The sequence below is a fragment of the Sphaerochaeta associata genome (genome assembly GCF_022869165.1).
Lineage (GTDB): Bacteria > Spirochaetota > Spirochaetia > Sphaerochaetales > Sphaerochaetaceae > Sphaerochaeta > Sphaerochaeta associata.
In genome coordinates this window covers 528,513-546,741 of sequence record NZ_CP094929.1, presented here as the reverse complement: position 1 = coordinate 546,741, position 18,229 = coordinate 528,513, and the positions used below count along the sequence as shown (strand labels likewise).

Genomic DNA, 18,229 nt, shown 5'->3' with positions numbered 1-18,229 from the left:
TGGCAATAAGCAGGAAAGAGACAAGCAGGATTACAATGATCATTACGGCAAAGGAGAGTATGGTCCGTTTCATACGCTCCTCCGCGTCTTGGAACCTGCCATCAACAGCCCTAGATGGGTCATGTCCACCTTGTCGTGATCAAGTACATCCATAATCGTTCCCTGATAGATAACCGCGATCTTATCGCTGAGAGTGAGGATTTCATCGAGATCCGAGGAAATAAGCAATACCGAGCATCCCTGACTGCGCAAGTCGAGAAGAATGGAGTGCACTTCCTCGGTGCTGCCGATGTCCAAGCCCCGGGTGGGCTGGCAGGCGACCACCACCTTCGGTTGGTCACCCAGCTCCCTGGCTACTATCAGCTTTTGCTGGTTTCCCCCGGATAGATAACGTACGGGCGTCGAAAGTGATGCCGTCTTGATGGCATACAAAAAAACCGCCTGCTCGGTCGCCTGTTGTACGCGCTTGGTATCGATAAGAGCATGGGATGTGTACTCCCTCTTGTCATATGAAGAGAGCAGGAAATTGTCCCGTACATCCATATCCAACACCAAGCCATCCTTGAGCCGGTCGTCCGAGATATACCCGATGCCCAAGGCCTTGCGCTCTTTTACACTCAGATGCTGCAAGGGCTTTCCATCAAGCGTAATCGTCCCGCTCTCGATATCCCGAATTCCCATTATCACCTCGGCAAGAGCCTTCTGTCCGTTTCCATCCACACCGGCGATTCCCACGATGGAGCCGGCGGGAATCGAGAGGGACAGAGGCCCCAACGGTCCGTTTTTACTCTGAATCGAATCAAGCTGCAGACCTTTGGAGGCAAACGAGAACGGCAGTGGTTTGCGTTCAATTTTTTGGAGCTTCCGACCAATCATCAGGGAAGAAAGCTCTTCTTCACTGGTTTCACGAGTTACAACGTGTCCGGCATTTCTCGCAGCCCGAAGGACCGTGACACGGTCGGTTATGGCCAATACTTCATCGATATGATGCGTAATGATGATGACTGAATGCCCTTCCTCACGCAGGCGCCTGAGAACGATGAACAGACTCTCCACCTCCTGTGGCGTAAGGACGGCGGTAGGTTCATCCAAAATAATAAGCCGGGCGTTGCGGTAGAGTACTTTCATGATCTCCACCCGCTGTTGCTGGCCTACCGAGAGGGAACCCACCAGTGCAGCAGGGTCTACGGTGAGGTTGTAGCGTTCGCTCAAGGTGCGGATGCTGCGATCGAGTTCCTTCGCATTGACGAAAGGATACCCTTTGCTTTTAAGCCCGAGGGTAATGTTCTGGCGTACGGTAAGGGTGGGCACCAGCGTAAAGTGCTGGTGCACCATCCCGATTTGCAGCGCAATGGCATCCTTGGGACTCTTGATGCTTACCGGTTTCCCGTCAAGTTCAATACAGCCCGAATCTGCCTGATAGATGCCGTAAAGAATGTTCATCAGGGTGGTCTTACCCGCCCCGTTCTCTCCAAGCAGGGCATGAATCTCCCCTTGTTCCAAGGTGAAATCCACTTGTTCATTGGCCATCTTGCCAAAGAACTGCTTGTCGATTTTGGACATCCTCAACGTCGGCATGTTCACTCCTGGTTACTTCGAACGGGTTTCGATCAAGGGTACCTTGAAGCTGCCGCCAAGAATCTCATTGCGCTTGGCTGCAATCGCATCCTTCACAGTCTGGGGGATCTTGGCCTCGAAGCTGTTGTAGCCGGAGATGTCAACAACCCCGTCCTTCATACCGAGATTGAAAACTCCACCCTCATAGGTATTACCCAATACCTTCTCCACGGCTGTCAGCACCAATGCCGGCACACTGTAGATGGTCGAAGCCATGACGGTATTCGGTGCTATGGAGTTCTGGTCGTAGGAGTCCCCGGTGGAGAGCAGACCGCGCTCCTCCGCCGCCTTGATAACGCCGGTACCTGCCTGGTTTGCACAGTGGGAGAGCACATCGGCTCCTTGGTCGGCCATCGACAGGGCTGCCTCCTTGCCCAAGGCTACATCGGTGAAGCTGCTTACATACGCTTCCAGTACCTTGATCGAGGGATTCACACTCTTTGCACCCAGTTTATAGGCTTCCAATACCTTGACGATCGAAGGCTGTTCAAAGCCGCCGACAATACCGATGACACCGCTCTTGGACATGGAGCCTGCAAGCATGCCCATCAAATATCCCGCTTCTTCACAAGCCATCACATAGGAGGCGGCGTTCTTGGAGTAGGTATTCGACTCGATGGCCATGAACTTGGTATTGGGAAACTGTGAGGAGATGCGGACGGCGGGCTCACCGAATTGGAAGCCATGGCCGATCACCAAGCCGTAGCCCTGTGCAGCATAATCGCGAAAGGCAGCCTCGCCGTCAGCAATTCCGACATTCTCAGAGTATGCCGTCTCGATGTTGAACTTCTGCTGTGCTTCCTGCAAACCGGCATAGGCTACGGCATTCCACCCTTGGTCGTTTGCCGGACCACTTAAGAGCAGTGCCACCTTGAGCTTCCCACCGGAAGTACCAGCTTCCTTCGCTCCCCCTGCAGTGAGCAGCATCGTGCCCAGAGCCAGGACCAAACACACTACCACTAATGTTTTTTTCATGATTACTCCTCTATCTCAACCAAAGATGGTCGGAAACTGTGTGCGTAGGCGCTCGGTACACGCCTCTTCAGCCATACAAGCAAGCTGTTGCTCATCCACCTTGAGCAGCCGGCCATCCTGAAAGACTACCTGTCCCCCGACCATGGTCAGTGCCGCTTCACCTGTAGCTCCACACCGAGCCAGAAGGTTCTTCGGATCATGGAGGGTTCCTGCAAGCTCAAGGCGGGAAACATCGATGGCAAACAGATCGGCTGCCTTGCCAACTTCAAGGGACCCGATATCCTCTCTTCCCAAGGTCTTGGCCCCGTTGACTGTGGCAATCTTCAGCATCTCATAGGAAGAGGGCGCCCCTTCACGAATCTTGCTATGGTAGGATTGTGCGAGATACGCCATCCTCAGTGAGTCAAGAAGATTGGAGCTGTCATTGGTTGCCGAACCATCACAGCCCAACGAGACGGTCATACCTGCTCTCTGCATTGCAGGGATGTCGATGATGGGGAACCCGCCGAGTACCGCCGGGGCAGGACAATGGGAGAGAGCGGTGCCGCTCTTACCCATGACAGCATATTCATCCGGCTGCAGTTCCCAGCCATGGGCATACCAGACATCCTTTCCCGTAAATCCAATCTCCTGGGCCCAGGTCAGGGTTCTCTTTCCCATACGCTCAAGCATGATGGGATTCTCCCCTTCCCCGAGATGGGTATGCAGGCGCACCCCTAGTTTTCGTGCCAGAGCAACCGACTCGGTGAATGTCTCTTCATAGCTGTTGATGGGCTGACACGGTGCCAGAACAATTTGGGACATGCTGTTTGGTCCAGGATTGTGATACGCTTTGATAAGGCGTTCACAGTCCTTGAGGAACTCATCGGTGGTTTCCAACATTTCATCGGGAATGGTGCTGCCTTTGCTTTTTTCCAGCGTGTTGCAACCTCGGCCTGCATGGTAGCGGATGCCTAACGCTGAAGCAGCTTCCATTTGACGGTCGACTGCACTCTTGCCGGTCTTTTTGGTGTAGCAGTATTGATGGTCGAAGGCTGTGGTGCAGCCATGCTTGAGCAGGTCGGCCATTGCTGTCAGGGAGGAGTAATAGATCACTTCGCTGTCGATCTGAGCGAAGATGGGATAGATCAAATCCAGCCAATCGACAACCAACAGGTTTGGATAATCGATGGTGATCAGATTGCGCACAAAGGTTTGGAAAAAGTGATGATGGGTGTTCACCAAACCGGGGTAGATGAAATAGGAAGAGCCGTCGATGATCTCGCACCCTTCAGAGGAAAGATTTTTTCCAATTTGCTTGATCTGAAATCCTTCGATCAGTACATCACTGTCGTAATACACAGTGTCCAAGGCATCGCAGCTTACAATTGCACGAGCATTCCGAATAAGTTTCTTTTGACCCATGGTTCCTCACTCCGCTTGCGTGATGAGTGAACGATAAAGCCTATAGTTACTATAGGGTCAAGAGAAAATTGCATTAAGAAAAGATGTTTTTAGAGGTCAATACTTTTATAGTCGAGCGGAGGTCGCAAGTGGAACGCTTGATCGAGTATCAAAGCAGCCGCTCCTATGGTAATGGGGGTGGAGTACATTCCATTCTGTTCAAATCGAATATTAGTAGGAACCTGCAACAATTCGACTTTTTTCTTTGCAGTCTCCACTGCAATCTCGTAATACAAGGGACAATTCTGGGGAATAAGACCAGATAAGATAATCAACTCAGGAGCGAACAAATTAATGTAGTTCGCCAAAGCCAATCCAAGCATGGATGCAGATCGTTCTATTACTTCTCTGGCGAGCAAATCTCCTGTGTGGACGGCATCGCAGATATCCGGGAATGTGATGGTTTCAATAGGCTTTTGCACCGATGAAGTTCGGCCCATTTTCAATCCGGTAAGGAAAGCTTTAACAACAGCTGGAATGGTAGCATAGGCTGCAACACAACCATACCAACCACAATCACAACGATCACCATCATAGTCGATGGTCATATGTCCGAAAGCATCTTCATAATTCGGAGCAGTATTGATAAGCTTTCCCTCAAAAAGCATGGCTGAGCGGATATTCATTGCACAGAGGAGGTAAAACATCTTCTTCGAATGCATTCCCTTGCCGTGCACATATTCAAGCAATGCTGCTGCATTAGTCCCCTTCTCTATATGCACAGGAAGAGGAATACGTTTTTGCACCTCCTGTAATATGGGGTATTCAACCCATCTCTCATGTGCATAGAGTTTAATGGGACGGCAAATGAAACCGGTACTTTCGTTGAATGAGCTAAAAACACTGACTCCCACTCCCAAGACTTGATGCATTGAGATATTTTCCGACTGAACAAACCTATAGCAAAGAGCTGAAGCCTTCTCTACCACAGAATCAGGATGGGTTGCAACATCAACTTGGAAGCGTTCTATTGCAAGAGTTTCCAAGCGAAGATTAACCAAGGCCACTTCACAATACGTAGTGGAAAAGTTGATTCCCAATAAATAGTGCTGATGTGGGTTGATATCATAGAGCATGGGCTTTCGACCACCGGTGGAATCGCCTTTGCTGTGTACGATGACAAAATTATGCAGCTCCAGTGGTTGAAGCATCCTGTTGATGGGTGTCATTTTCTTTTGCAGGATATTGCAGAGATCGGTCTTGCTGATCGGCCCAAATTGATGAATAAGCCCAAAAACGATAAGACTGTTCTCAGGCAGTGTAAAAAATGGATGCTTTGCCGAACCTTCTTCAAATCGAAAGACGCCCATCATTCCCTCTCTTCATACAGATTATCACACTATTAGCAATACGACTCAAGCAGAATTACACACCTTTTGGTATCGGAGAAAAGAGTGCGGGTTTAAAGCCTTTTAAGAACTCCTCCTCTCCACCATAGGTTTCCAAAAGCTGCAACTGACTGGCTTTTGCTTGTTGCGCCAGAGCTTCGGGATCAACGATTGATCTAAGGTGTTGTTCCATACTTTCAAGTACTCCAGCATATGCGCTTTGCGAACAAAGATCATGCAATTCATCAGGATCATTTTCCAAGTTGAAAAGCTGACTCGGTTCCCCCACATAATGGATATATTTATAGGGGCCTAATCGCAGCATGAATTGGGATGTGTAGGACCCAAAAGCATGATACTCTGAAAAAACCGGTCGATTATGCAGGCTTGGATCTATTAGTACCTCAAAGAGAGAATTACCTGGAAGACGCTCCTCTGCATAGAAAGAAGAAAGCCCGACCGAATCGAGAATCGTTGGATAAAGATCAATGAGAGACACTAATGCACTGCTTACTGTATGTTGGGGAAGGTCAGAACCAGCAAGAATCATGGGAACGCCTACACTGCCTTCATACATGGTGGATTTAAAAAATAGCCCATGTTCTCCCATAGTATCGCCATGGTCGGTTGTGTAGAGAATCCTTGTATCCTCTTCCAAGCCTGCTTCCTGCAATGCATTGAGGACAGTGCCGATTTGGTCGTCAAGAAATGTGCACATACCGTAATAGGTAGCTAAAGCTCTCTGTGCTACCTCTGACGAAACATGCTCCATATTACAATACCGACGATAATCATTGAGTACAGGATGAGAGGGCCACTGTTCAGGATCAGATTGTATAGGTTTAACCAGTGATTGATTAATATATTTATCAAAATACTCTTGTGGTACTGTAAGTGGAAAATGAGGTGAAACAAATCCTAAGTAGAGGACGAAGGGTTTTTCTTTGGAAGGAGCTTCGTGCAAAAGATACTCACGTGCCTGCCGTGTAATTTCTCGATCATACCTTGTGTAATCAGTTTCTCCAGGACCTGCAGATTCCAAAGCTTTCAAAAATTGTGGTCTTGCAATCTTCTTATCTCTGATCGAACCATACACATCCCCGATTCCATTGACCATATGCAATGGAATTCGTTGGTCGTGAAATCCTGTCTCAGCAGAATCATTACGCAGGTGCATTTTGCCGATTGTAGTCACAGTGTATCCATTTTGGTGCAATTTTGTACCAAAACTGTCTTCACCGCCTCCATACGCATGAGCATTGTCCCAATATCCATGTGTATGCGAGTATTGCCCAGTTACCATGCTGGAACGCGACGGGACACAGACAGGATTATTGCAGTATGCATCCGTAAACCTTACGCCCCTGGTTGCCAGAGCATCAATATTTGGTGTCTCTATTACGGGATTTCCATAGCAACCCAGCATATGTTTGTTATGCTGATCGCTCATGATCACAATCATATTTTTAGGCCGAACATTCGACATCGATAACTCCTTGGAGAAATGTATAAAGATCAAGTGCGTGCTGTTTTCTGCCTCTTTCGGCTCTTCAGTGATGAGAACACAAGAAGAACCAACGTCATGACGAGCACTACAGCAGAAATCGGTCTGGTAAAGAAGGCCCCAAAACTACCATAGGTGGACATCAAACCTCTTCTCAGATTCAGTTCGATGATCGGGCCAATGACAAATCCCAGTACAAGTGGAGCCAATGGGAATTCATTCTTGTCCAAAACATATCCCAACACGGCAAAGATGAAGATACAGAGTACGTCGAACAATCTGTTGTTCAATCCATATGCGCCGATGGTTGCAAGTACAATGATGATCGGGTAGAGAAACTGCTTCGGGATATCCAAGAGCTTCAGAAATACTTTCAATCCATACATTTCAATGATAAGGGTAAAGACATTCGCAACAATCAGAATTGCAAAAATTGAATACACGATGGGGCCATGCTCCCGAAACAACAGAGGTCCCGGCGTAATGCCGTGCAACATGAAGGCTGCAAGCAACATAGCGGTACCAGCATCACCAGGAATACCCATGGTAAGCATTGGAATCATTGCACCGCCGGAGACAGCATTATTTGCGGTCTCGGAAGCAATAAGGCCATCTACTACTCCAGTACCGAACTTCTCCGGGTGGTTGCTAGAGTCCTTGGCAATGGAATATGCAAGAATATTGGAAATGGTGGCACCCAAACCCGGGAGAATGCCAATAACAGTACCTACGACTGAAGAACGGACGAAATTTACAAATTGTTGTTTGAACTCTTTCAGACTGACGCCTAAGCCTTTCGCTTTGAATGCAGGAATCTCCCCATATCCTGCATCACTATTTTCAGCAGACTTCAAAATTTCCAATACTGCATATACACCGATAAGAACCGGTAAAAGCTGTACACCACCATTCAGGGCCCCGATTCCGAACGTAAAGCGCTTCACACTATCGATGGGAGCCATCCCGATGGTAGTCAGAGCAACACCGATCATCGCACTAATAATGCCTTTCACTAAATCATCGCCGCTTAGACTGGCAATCAAGGTTAATGAGAGAATACCAATGGAGAAGTATTCAACAGGACCGAATTTCAAGGCGAATTTTGCCAAGGGCGGAGAAACATAGAACAAAACCAGCAAGCTGAACATTCCACCAAGGAACGAATAGAACATGCCAACTCGTAGGGCTTTTCCACCCTCTCCCCGCATAGCCATGGGATATCCATCAAAGGTTGTTGCTATGGACGCAGGAGTCCCAGGGATGTTAAAAAGAATCGCTGTAATCAGACCTCCTGAAATACTGCCGATATAGATACCCAGCAGTATGGCCATCCCCTCAACGATACCCATACTGTATGTTACGGGTAATACGAGTGCAATTCCCATAGAAGACGTCATTCCTGGAACAGCACCAAAGAAAATCCCAAGAATCGAGCCAATCAATATCAATAGATATGCCATTGGATTCGCAATCATGGAAAAGCCGGTTACAAACATATCAAACATACTTGACTCCTTTAAAAAATGCCTTTCGGAAGAATCATGGTGAATCCATAGCGGAACATTACATAAAACAGAAAGGATGAAGCGAGAGAAAGCACAATATTGAACACAAACCTATGGTTCAGTGTCTTGGGAGTCAAAATCAGCATGAAGCAAAACATAAATATCGGAGTAGCAATCAGGTATCCGAAAACCATCATCAATCCTACATAGGCAAAAGAAATCAAAAAGATGATTATCACTTTCTTATGGAGTGCCCAAAAAGATATTTTTGCAGCCACCGCCCCTGTATCCGGCTGATCTTGAACAGTTGGTCTCTCGAAAAGAGAACGCACATTTCGAAGAGCCAGAAGGAGCCCCATCACGATGAATACGATAGCGATTAGTTGGGGGAACATCCGGGAGTTGTAGTCACCCCCAACACGTGTAACACGAATGGAGAAGGATTGGATATAATATGCAACTCCTAATACCATAACAACTAGTCCAGAAATTAGATTATTATATTTCTTGCTATTCATATGTATTCCACCCTTCTCCTTCATCGTAGAAATTAGTTGCCCATGACCTCGTCATAGATCTTCTGATACTCAACAAGATTCTTTTTTGCTGCTTCAAAATAAGCCGGGATCTCAGCAGGACTCACATATTCAACTGCGTAGTCAATTTTTTTGGCATCTGCAATGAATTCTGGATTCTGAGAGACTCTTTCGAGAGCAGAAGAGAATTTTTCGATAATCTCATTGGGAGTCCCTTTTGGGAATCCTGCATAGAAGAACTTATCCACGACAAAGGGAAGTCCTTTTTCCTTCAGGGTAGGAATATCAGGATAATCTGAGTTCCTGTTATCATTGAAGAATCCAAGCAAATTGAATTCACCAGTTCTCACATAATCCTTTACCAAACCAACAGGTGACTTCATGAAATCGATATGGCCACCCATCATCGAAGCTATCTGGTTTGAAATGGCACCAGAGTCAACAATCTGAATTTTAGTACCGAATTCCTTTTGCATCATAGCAATGATATGAGTATCATTGGTTGCCGCTTCTGTTCCGAACTTAATTTTTCCAGGATTACTCTTGGCAGCAGCCAACAGTTCATCGAAAGATTTGTAATCCCTGCTCAAGAGACAGGTTGTGAACACTTTCAAGGCAATGCCGCCACTAGTAAAAGCACCATAGTCAAAATCTGTAATACCACTGATCTTGTTGGTAAGCAGAGCTTCATGACAGACCAGCATAGTATAACCATCGGGCTTGGACTCCTTTACCTTCGTTGCAGCGATGCTTCCGGCTCCACCGGACATATTCGAAACTACGATTGTTGCACCAAGTTCTTTCTCAAGATACTTTCCCATAAGACGTGCTGCAGTATCGATTCCCCCACCTGCATTAGCTCCCACATACACCTGAATCGGTCTTTCAGGCCATTTCAAATCAGCAGCTACAGCAGCTTCAGAGGAACCTGCAGCAAAAAGAAGGGAACACGCCATAAGAATGCTCAGTACTACCATCAATGCCTTTTTCATACATAAACTCCTTTAACACTATTTATCAGGCGCCAAATCCAGGCAAACCTTCAATTGCGACAACACGAACTGGACTTGAATCAATACCCTTGATCGGAAGCGGTAAAAATGCAATGAAAAACACCTCTTCGCTAAGTTGGTCGAGATTTTTCAGCACTTCCAAAAACGTCACATCTTGTTCCATCAATACATCGTGGAATGCACAGACATCTTTATTCGAGTTTTCGATGGAAACCCCGTCGCCGAAACCCACGCATTTCACGCCGATATCGGCTAGCCACTGAGCAGTCTCTCTGCTAATAAAGAGACGCTTGTCTTCTGCAGTATTGGTCTTCGGTGTGAAGGGGGGAAGCTTATGGGGAGAATCGAGAATCACAACATCATTCTTACCCACCCTTCCTCTGCAGACCTTCTCGAGATCGTCTGCTGTAATATAGGAATTGGGAGCAAGATGAGTGAAATTCAAATATACACAGCGCCCAAGGAAATGCTCGATGGGAAGCTGAACGACATCCTTCCAATTATCATTGTGATGATAGGGAGTCTCCACATGGGTTCCAAGGTGAGTTGTGAGATCCATATCTGTATGAAAATCAGGAATTGGTCCACCAGTGTTGAACCTACGGATTTTACACCGCCTCGTCTCTGTTGCCGGATCTAAGATTTTAGACAGATCAATTACTTTGTAAGGCTTCATCTAATTCCCTCTTTTTGTTTTTTTCTTTTTGTTAATTTCTATCACAATTTAGTTATGGTTTCTGCAATTTTCAGGCATAAAAAACGTGTATTTCTTATTAGTTTTTTACATTCTGTCAATAACTATAGAGAGATAGTAAATCGAACCTCTTATGAAGTCAAGAGATTTTTGCTGTCTATGAAACAAAAAATATAGGAGAACAAACCTTACAGTATCGAAACCTTTCATACCAAGCAGCACCGCCCCCGAAAGGAGGCGGTGCATCAATCAAGCATTCTTTCCAATATTGGAATACCCACTCGGAGCAGGCCAATGAAGTCCCCGCTGGTTGTACAATCCGTAGTGCGGCTTTGGTTCAAACTCCTTCTCACCAAGCCCTATCAGCTTCCCGTCCTTTACCCAGGATAGGTCTGATCCGTGAAGGTTGGTTATCAACAGCTGTTCCAGCTCCTTCAATATTGCAGCGTACTGGCCATCATGTACACAATCGTGCAACTCGTCAGGGTCTTGCTGAAGGTTGAACAAATGCAGATGGTTTCCCCACGGGTAGTAGATCAGCTTATGCTCCCCCTTTCGAATCATACGCGTTGCTTTCTCGCCCTCGCCGCACTCTCCATAGAGGTAGTCACGTCGGGTTTCTGAACAGATATCGATGCCTTCGACTGAAGCAGGAATGCTGATACCGCACAGGGACAGCAGAGTCGGCATGATGTCTTCCAGGCAGACCAGTTTGTCATTGACCTCACCCCGTCGCTTGTGCAGCGGTTTACCGGAAAAAAGCAAGGGAACATGGGCTGCCTGTTCGTAGAACAAGCGCTTTGCCACCATGCCATGATCGAACAGCATATCCCCGTGGTCGCTGGTAAAGACAATGATGGTGTCATCCAGAAGATTGCATTCCCTCAGGGTACCGATGAGCAGGCGTATCTGGTGATCGATATGGGTGCACTGCGCATAGAACGCCCTGAGCGCCCTTCTAATGTCTCGCTCTGAGTACTCATCAGCCAGCTCCTGCAATGCTTGGTAGATCGGGTGCTCTTTCTCCCAATCACCCAAAACAGGAAGCGGCATGGAAGGCTCGTCATACATATCCAGATACGTCTGCAGCGGGACAAGCGGAGGATGGGGGGCTTGGTAGGAGATGTAGAAAAAACCTGGACGGGTGGGATCGATGCGCTTGATGGTCCTGCACATCTGTTTGGTGGCCCATGTAGTAGGATGAGCCTCCTCGTTCAGGTGCCACGGCCTGGTGTAATAGGTATTGCTGCCCATAGAGTGGGCGAACTCTGCCCCTGCATACCCATTTTCCCCCAACCAGACCTGGTAGTCATCCACCACGCCCAGCTCGTAACGTCCCTCCTCCATCAACACTACATCGTCGAACCCGATACGGTTGCGTTGGGGATAGACATGAAGTTTGCCCACCCCGTACGCCTGATACCCGGCATCGCGGAAGGTCTGTGCCAGCGTGGGAATGTCCGGCATCTCCATGTGGTCGCTGTATACACGGTCTCCATGGGTCTTGGGGAACGTGCCGGTCATCATCGAACGCCGTGCGGGAATGCACACAGGACAGGTGCTGTAGCATTGCGTGAAATCTATGCCATCGCGTGCCAACGCATCGAGAGTCGGTGTCATTATATCGCTATTGCCATGACTTCCCAGCAATGCTGCAGGCCAATGGTCGGTACAAATAAATAATACATGGTTCTGCGCCATGGAGTCCTCCTACATGAGAAAATTGGGAACGAACATGGTGATCTGAGGGATGAAGGTCACCATCAGAAGCACCAAGACCATGACCAGATAGAACGGCAGCAGCTCCTTGGTGAGCCGCTCGATCTTGATACCCGAAATACCGCTGCCTACAAAGAGGACGCCGCCGACTGGAGGTGTGATCAAGCCGATACCGCAGTTGAGAATCATGATGGCACCAAACTGAATCGGGTCCATCCCAAGCTGGGTTACGATGGGGAGCAGGATCGGGGTCATGATAACTATGATCGATGCCATACCCATGATCATACCAAGCAGAAGGAGTATCAGGTTGACAAGCAAGAGTATAATGATTTTGTTGGAAGTGACTCCCAGGATAAGATCTGAGATGAAAGTTGGAATCTGCAGGTAAGCAACCACAAATCCAAAAGTGCCCGCAGCAGCAATAAGAATCAGAATGTTGGACAAGACCTTCAGAGCCTTTTTCAGGATTCCTCCGAACGCTTTCAGCGGAATCTCCTTATAAATGAAGAAGGTCACAATAAAAGCCCATACAGTTGATATTGCAGCAGACTCTGTAGCTGTGAAGACCCCTGTTATAACTCCCACCACTACGATAAGGATGGTCATCAGAGCCCAGATGGAGTCCTTGAGCGAGACAAGCACATTCTTCACATGGAAGGCATCCCCCTTGGGGTATTTGCGTTTTCTCGAGACAAAGAACGAGAAAATCATCAACGCCAGGGCAAGCAACAGACCAGGAACCAAGCCCCCCAGAAAGAGTTTTCCGATGGAAAGACCTCCTGCAGCCATGGCATAGATGATCATGTTGTGGCTGGGTGGAATCAAAAGCCCCTCGATTGAACTGGCCATGGTGACTGCAGTGGAGAACTCCCCGTCGTATCCGCTTTTCTTCATCATAGGAATGAGAATCGATCCCAATGAAGCAGTATCGGCAGTTGCACTTCCGCTGATACCGCCGAAAAAGACACTGGCGATGATGTTCACCATTGCAAGGCCGCCGCGCATCCAACCTACCAGTGCATTGGAGAGCTTGATGAGGCGGTCCGAGATACCCCCTTGTGCCATAATTTCCCCTGCCAGTACGAAGAACGGGATGGCAAGAAAGGTGAACCCGTTGATACCGTCGATCAGGGTGGTCACCACGGCAATTAAAGAAATATTGAGGAACACGATGGTGAATACCGCCGAGGCGATCATTGCATAAGCAATATGAATACCACCTAAGATAAGAACAGCGAACGATCCTAGAAGCAAGAGTATTGCCTGTACATTCATAATTTAAAACTCTCCTTGTCAAATAACTTGGCAAGTGCCATTACAAGTCCCAGAATCCCCGATACGAACACAGAGCCGTACATGACTGACAAAGGGAGCTTGGTTGAGGGAAGAATGGATTTTGACATCATGAGAATTGCATCAAGTCCAATTTTGATAAACAGCATATACAACACAAGCAATACTACATAAGCAATGCGATGCATTACATTACAAACCTTGGGGCTGAAGATGTACTCGATGATTGTCATGCGCATGTGCGATCCATCGCGTATGCCCATTGCTGCGGTCAGAAAGCAGAGCCAAACAAGGCTCAGGATACCGACTTCCTCGGTCCAGCTCGGAGACTTGCTGAAGACGAACCTGCCGACGACAGCTATGGAAACCGAGACGACCATAATCACGAAAATGAGCTTTGCAAGCAGCTCCAAGACAGTATACAGATACCGGGATACGGTTTGCAGTCCGGCTGATAACGAAGTAAGCATTGATGGTCTCCCTTCATAGATCGCCAGGCAGCTTGGCTGCCCGGCTTTGAAACTTAATACGTGGTATTTATGATTTGCTCGATGGTGGCAGCGTACTCGGTGCCATACTTGTCATATACACTTTTCACAGCAGCTCTCCACTCGGAGGGGTCGGCAGGCTCGTACACTTCGACACCGGCTGCCAGTATCTTCTTCATTAAAACCGAGTCCTCGGAATCGGAAAGCTGGTTGAAATACGGGACCGACTCGGCAAAGCACGCCTTGATCAACTTCTGGTCTTCGGAGGACAGCTTGTTCCAGGTAATCTCGGAGAACAAGACAATGTTCGGACTCAGCTCGTGCCCGTCAAGGACCATGTATTTGGCGACTTCATGGAACTGGTTGTTGTAGAAACCGGAAAGCGGCTGCTCGGCCCCGTCAACGATGCCGGTCTGAAGGGCGCTGTACAGCTCGGTGAAGGCGATGGAGACAGGGTTGGTTCCCAAGGAGGCCATATTCTCCAAGGCGATCGCTCCCTCGTTCGAGCGGATCTTCATGCCCTTCATATCAGCAACACGAGTGACCTTCTTCTTGGTGAAGAAGTAGTGACGTGCAGACTCCTGATAAGAACCGATGGCAACCATGCGGGTTCCGCTGGTTTGGATGCTGTCAAACAGTTTCTGGCCTGCCTCGGTTTTCTGGAAGGCACGGGCATGGGCGACACTCTCAAAGAGGTACGGAAGGGTGAAAACCTTCAGATCCTTGGCACCGTAGTCTGCAAGGGTTGCAGGCATGATCATGGTCATATCGAGCACGCCACTCTGCAGCGACTGCAGGTGTACAGCAGGCTTTCCTAGCTGGCCGCCGGGGAAAATCTGCAGTTCATACCGACCTCCCGACTTCTCTTTCAGGATTTCACCAAACTTCACAATCCCCTGGTCCAATGGGTGGGTGATCGGATTATTGAGACCGACCTTCAGAATGGTCGGCTTTACTGCGGCACCGGAGGAGGCCTCCGTCTGACCTCCTGCAAAAAGTGATCCCGCCATCAAAAGGGCAAGCATGCATACAAGCGCTGTTTTTTTCATAGACAAACTCCTATTCAAAGATAGGTTCATGGTAGAAGCTGCAGCAAAAGAAAAGTGAGAGACAAAATTGTCCAATACCAGGAAATTATTGTCATGAAAGTCTCTTCTTCTCCTGTACGTACTCACGGGGCGTCAAACCAACAACCCTCTTGAAGCATTTGGTGAAATAGGCAGGATCGGAGAACCCGGTTTCACTGCCTGCCTGTTCCACAGTTTTCCCCTCAAGCAATGCCTGCTTGGCCTTGTCAACACGAATATTGAGAATGTAGTCCTTGAGATTGATCCCTTCCTGGGATTTAAAGAGACGGGAGAGGTAGCTTGGACTCAACCCAATCTCCGAGGAGAGCCCTTCCAAGGAGATAGCCTTGGCATATTGCTCAGTTATTCTGTGTTTCACCTGGGAGAGCAGTCGTTCATTTCTACTGGTAAGGTTGGCTTGAAAATAGTCATAAAAACGTGTGAGACAGGTAATGAACTCATGCTTGGCTTGTTGCAACCCTCCCCCAGCCTCCTGTTGGATTGGGTATCCAATCTCCCGATATAGCTGAGATACCTGCACTTCGGAGATTGAGTAGACCTGGACCATGATCTTGTGCACGATGGCAAGCAGAAAGTGTCGCATCTCCAATTCATTGCAATCGCGCGCCTCAGGGCCGAGCAACAGCTCCTGTGCAAACTCCATCAAATGCTTTTCATCTTTTGAGAGCACTGCATCCGCCATCTTGAAAATGAGCAGTTCAGATGAGGATGAGCTGCTCTGCAAATCCACAGGAAGGCGGGCCATCAAGCTCTTGTACTCCCTGCTTAGAAGCTTCCAGTCGGATTGGATTTCGCTGAACACCACAGGGCCGGTGACTCGCTTGGAGGCCAGCCGGCTTTTTGCTGCCTGCAGGGTTTCCGTCTGCTCGGCGAAAAGCAAGCATACTGATTGGGACTGAAAGGAAGCACTATAGAAAGAAACATCAAAGGAAGCCTGCAAGGAAGGAAGGTACTTGGACAGGGCTGTCTGTCCGCTTTGCACCATATGCACGCACAATAGATAGGTACAAGGGGCAAGGTCGAGGTACTCGGTATACTCGGCTATCTGTTCATCGGAGAACTCGGAACCCAGGTAGAGCTTTTGCAGAAACTCATGCTGCAGCAGAGCCTTCAGTCTCTGGTTTTCCTCAATCTGCCTGCTCTTGCGAAGCTTCTGCTCAATTTTCTCAAACAGGCGGTCCATCATGGTCTGGATGGTTTTGATCGAGTAGGGCTTTACGATATAGTCGAACGTATTATTCTTCACCGCCTGTTGGGCGTACTCGAACTTGCTGTAGGCTGTGATCATGACAATTTCAACGGTCTCGTTGCAACTTCGTATTCTTCTGGCCGCCTCCAACCCGCTGAAGATCGGCAGCTGGATGTCCAGCAATATGATATCGACAGGAATTGAACGAGCCATGCCCACCGCCGTCTGTCCGTCGTTTGCATAGTGGATATCCAGCTGCTTGGAGGGATACAGCTGCAGAAGAATCTTGGTAAGAGCCTGCTGTTCGATCAGCTCATCCTCTACTATCAGAATGGTCATGCAGGCTCCTCTTGCTGGGGAATACGCAACGTCACCGTGGTGAAGGCATGTTTCTTGCTGACTATGCTGAACAAATCGTCCCGCTTGTAACGCAGGCTCAATCGGGAGGAGACATTATTCAGTCCGATGTGAGGGGAAGGGGCGGCCACAATCTCCCCTGTTTCAAAGCCTTCCCCGGTATCATGAACGACCACCTTCAATATGTCTTGCTCAAGATCGGCCTCTAGGCGTATATGCAACGAGGCTTGTGCTTTCATCCCATGCTTGAAGCAATTCTCCAAAATAGGTTGGAGCAACATTGCCGGCATTCGAGCCTGCCTGGCTTCCTCTGCAACTGCATACTCGATGACTACCCGCTCGCCGAACCGAACCTTCTGTAACAACAGGTAGTGTTGGATGATGGACAACTCTTCAGAAAGCGGCACCAATTGGTCGGTAGCGTCCAAGGAGTACCGGAGAATCTTGGAGATGGCCTCGATCAACTCCATAGCCAGTTCAGGATTGTTGAGAAAGGCGACCTTGCCGATGATGTCCAGGGCATTGAAGAGAAAGTGCGGATTGATCTGGGCCCGAAGTGCAGAAAGCTGTGCCTGCATCAGCAGTTTATCACGTTTCTCAGACTCTATGAGCTTTTCACCGAGCTCCTTCTCCTTCTCAGCTTGTGCGTGCAACTTCTGGATTGAAAGTAAAATCTCCCGCTTCATCTTGTTCATACCGGTGGCAAGTTCATCCAATTCAAGAAACCCGGAACTGGGTATATCGGCTGTTGCCCAATCGCGTTCTGAAAGCCGATGGGCGGCATGCTGGATCTGTTTGATCTGCAACCCGATCCGCCGTGCATAACGGGTTCCCGTAAGGACAATCATGAAAATGCTGGCTATCAGCAGAAGCCAGAACGAGTATTCGATCGTGCCAAGCCGGTTTTCATAGGCGGAAAAAGTTTCACTGGATAATCGATAAATTCCCAAAACCAGCTCATCGACAGCCATCTGGTGTTGGATGACACTGTCACGAATGTAGGTGAATGTCTCAAAGGGGATTAATGAAGAATCATTGAGAAGTATCCGCTGGTAATCATTGAAGTATGCAAGCCTCCTGAGTATTGCATCGAGATCGGCATCGACCTCGGGAATCAAGCGAACCTGCTCAATCTGCTGATCAAGCAAGGCCATGGCATTGCGGTAGTCGGGAATGAGCTCGGTGGAGGAAGAGCGCAACATGGTGCTGGAAAGGACGTTCAGCTGACTGACAGTCCTTGAAAGCGTGAGAACCTCCTCGTTCTTATCCAGAAAAGCCCGATGCGCACGATCCTGCAAGGTTCCCAAGACAAAGAAAACCGAGAGACTGATGCCCAGAAACAACAGGAGAAGAATGAAACTAAGTGCGACAAGACGAAGAATGCTTTTCATAGGTTTTGTGCAAGTCACTATACAGGCCGATTCAGATGGCGTCAACGTTGTCCTCCACCTAGACAGTGGAGCGCTACTGTTGTATC

General features: G+C 48.3%; 15 protein-coding genes. All 15 read right to left on the bottom strand.

Going from position 1 to position 18,229, the window contains the following annotated elements; genetic code table 11:
- Nucleotides 1-69 precede the first annotated feature (69 nt).
- Nucleotides 70-1,578, bottom strand: coding sequence for an ABC transporter ATP-binding protein (locus MUG09_RS02495; RefSeq protein WP_244773215.1), 1,509 nt, complete (start codon nucleotides 1,576-1,578; stop codon nucleotides 70-72).
- 12 nt (nucleotides 1,579-1,590) lie between these two features.
- Nucleotides 1,591-2,592 carry a BMP family protein gene (locus tag MUG09_RS02490; RefSeq protein ID WP_244773214.1) on the bottom strand — a complete coding sequence of 334 codons (1,002 nt, stop codon included), beginning with the start codon at nucleotides 2,590-2,592 and terminating at the stop codon, nucleotides 1,591-1,593.
- 15 nt (nucleotides 2,593-2,607) lie between these two features.
- Nucleotides 2,608-3,996, bottom strand: coding sequence for an amidohydrolase family protein (locus MUG09_RS02485; RefSeq protein ID WP_244773210.1), 1,389 nt, complete (start codon nucleotides 3,994-3,996; stop codon nucleotides 2,608-2,610).
- 89 nt (nucleotides 3,997-4,085) lie between these two features.
- Nucleotides 4,086-5,345 (bottom strand): ROK family protein, encoded by a 1,260-nt coding sequence (locus tag MUG09_RS02480; protein ID WP_244773197.1) that lies wholly within the window; start codon nucleotides 5,343-5,345, stop codon nucleotides 4,086-4,088.
- A 55-nt stretch (nucleotides 5,346-5,400) separates the two neighbouring features.
- Nucleotides 5,401-6,849, bottom strand: coding sequence for a sulfatase family protein (locus MUG09_RS02475; protein WP_244773195.1), 1,449 nt, complete (start codon nucleotides 6,847-6,849; stop codon nucleotides 5,401-5,403).
- Between the two features lie 29 nt (nucleotides 6,850-6,878).
- Nucleotides 6,879-8,372, bottom strand: coding sequence for a tripartite tricarboxylate transporter permease (locus MUG09_RS02470; RefSeq protein WP_244773193.1), 1,494 nt, complete (start codon nucleotides 8,370-8,372; stop codon nucleotides 6,879-6,881).
- Nucleotides 8,373-8,383: 11 nt separating this feature from the next.
- Nucleotides 8,384-8,890 carry a tripartite tricarboxylate transporter TctB family protein gene (locus MUG09_RS02465; protein ID WP_244773191.1) on the bottom strand — a complete coding sequence of 169 codons (507 nt, stop codon included), beginning with the start codon at nucleotides 8,888-8,890 and terminating at the stop codon, nucleotides 8,384-8,386.
- 32 nt (nucleotides 8,891-8,922) lie between these two features.
- Nucleotides 8,923-9,900 (bottom strand): tripartite tricarboxylate transporter substrate binding protein, encoded by a 978-nt coding sequence (locus MUG09_RS02460; protein WP_244773189.1) that lies wholly within the window; start codon nucleotides 9,898-9,900, stop codon nucleotides 8,923-8,925.
- Between the two features lie 25 nt (nucleotides 9,901-9,925).
- Nucleotides 9,926-10,597, bottom strand: coding sequence for a cyclase family protein (locus MUG09_RS02455; RefSeq protein WP_244773181.1), 672 nt, complete (start codon nucleotides 10,595-10,597; stop codon nucleotides 9,926-9,928).
- 267 nt (nucleotides 10,598-10,864) lie between these two features.
- A complete protein-coding gene (locus tag MUG09_RS02450; RefSeq protein WP_244773179.1) occupies nucleotides 10,865-12,316 on the bottom strand; it encodes a sulfatase-like hydrolase/transferase in 1,452 nt (483 codons plus the stop codon).
- Between the two features lie 9 nt (nucleotides 12,317-12,325).
- Nucleotides 12,326-13,612 carry a TRAP transporter large permease gene (locus tag MUG09_RS02445; RefSeq protein ID WP_244773177.1) on the bottom strand — a complete coding sequence of 429 codons (1,287 nt, stop codon included), beginning with the start codon at nucleotides 13,610-13,612 and terminating at the stop codon, nucleotides 12,326-12,328.
- On the bottom strand, nucleotides 13,609-14,100 hold the full coding sequence (locus MUG09_RS02440) for a TRAP transporter small permease (protein ID WP_244773175.1): 492 nt from the start codon (nucleotides 14,098-14,100) through the stop codon (nucleotides 13,609-13,611). The genes MUG09_RS02445 and MUG09_RS02440 overlap by 4 nt, the downstream gene beginning before the upstream one ends.
- A 53-nt stretch (nucleotides 14,101-14,153) precedes the next feature.
- A complete protein-coding gene (locus MUG09_RS02435) occupies nucleotides 14,154-15,167 on the bottom strand; it encodes a TRAP transporter substrate-binding protein (RefSeq protein ID WP_244773173.1) in 1,014 nt (337 codons plus the stop codon).
- 91 nt (nucleotides 15,168-15,258) lie between these two features.
- Nucleotides 15,259-16,734, bottom strand: coding sequence for a response regulator transcription factor (locus MUG09_RS02430; RefSeq protein WP_244773171.1), 1,476 nt, complete (start codon nucleotides 16,732-16,734; stop codon nucleotides 15,259-15,261).
- Entirely contained in the window at nucleotides 16,731-18,143 is a 1,413-nt protein-coding gene (locus tag MUG09_RS02425; protein WP_244773169.1) for a sensor histidine kinase, read from the bottom strand. Before MUG09_RS02425 ends, MUG09_RS02430 begins: the two co-directional genes overlap by 4 nt.
- Nucleotides 18,144-18,229 lie beyond the last annotated feature (86 nt).

What these genes read in the sequence shown, in the direction of transcription:
- MUG09_RS02460 (WP_244773189.1), bottom strand. Translation starts at nt 9,900, where the DNA reads ATGAAAAAGGCATTGATGGTAGTACTGAGCATTCTTATGGCGTGTTCC.
- MUG09_RS02465 (WP_244773191.1), bottom strand. Translation starts at nt 8,890, where the DNA reads ATGAATAGCAAGAAATATAATAATCTAATTTCTGGACTAGTTGTTATG.
- MUG09_RS02490 (WP_244773214.1), bottom strand. Translation starts at nt 2,592, where the DNA reads ATGAAAAAAACATTAGTGGTAGTGTGTTTGGTCCTGGCTCTGGGCACG.
- MUG09_RS02440 (WP_244773175.1), bottom strand. Translation starts at nt 14,100, where the DNA reads ATGCTTACTTCGTTATCAGCCGGACTGCAAACCGTATCCCGGTATCTG.
- MUG09_RS02470 (WP_244773193.1), bottom strand. Translation starts at nt 8,372, where the DNA reads ATGTTTGATATGTTTGTAACCGGCTTTTCCATGATTGCGAATCCAATG.
- MUG09_RS02455 (WP_244773181.1), bottom strand. Translation starts at nt 10,597, where the DNA reads ATGAAGCCTTACAAAGTAATTGATCTGTCTAAAATCTTAGATCCGGCA.
- MUG09_RS02485 (WP_244773210.1), bottom strand. Translation starts at nt 3,996, where the DNA reads ATGGGTCAAAAGAAACTTATTCGGAATGCTCGTGCAATTGTAAGCTGC.
- MUG09_RS02430 (WP_244773171.1), bottom strand. Translation starts at nt 16,734, where the DNA reads ATGACCATTCTGATAGTAGAGGATGAGCTGATCGAACAGCAGGCTCTT.
- MUG09_RS02450 (WP_244773179.1), bottom strand. Translation starts at nt 12,316, where the DNA reads ATGGCGCAGAACCATGTATTATTTATTTGTACCGACCATTGGCCTGCA.
- MUG09_RS02480 (WP_244773197.1), bottom strand. Translation starts at nt 5,345, where the DNA reads ATGGGCGTCTTTCGATTTGAAGAAGGTTCGGCAAAGCATCCATTTTTT.
- MUG09_RS02475 (WP_244773195.1), bottom strand. Translation starts at nt 6,849, where the DNA reads ATGTCGAATGTTCGGCCTAAAAATATGATTGTGATCATGAGCGATCAG.
- MUG09_RS02495 (WP_244773215.1), bottom strand. Translation starts at nt 1,578, where the DNA reads ATGCCGACGTTGAGGATGTCCAAAATCGACAAGCAGTTCTTTGGCAAG.
- MUG09_RS02445 (WP_244773177.1), bottom strand. Translation starts at nt 13,612, where the DNA reads ATGAATGTACAGGCAATACTCTTGCTTCTAGGATCGTTCGCTGTTCTT.
- MUG09_RS02425 (WP_244773169.1), bottom strand. Translation starts at nt 18,143, where the DNA reads ATGAAAAGCATTCTTCGTCTTGTCGCACTTAGTTTCATTCTTCTCCTG.
- MUG09_RS02435 (WP_244773173.1), bottom strand. Translation starts at nt 15,167, where the DNA reads ATGAAAAAAACAGCGCTTGTATGCATGCTTGCCCTTTTGATGGCGGGA.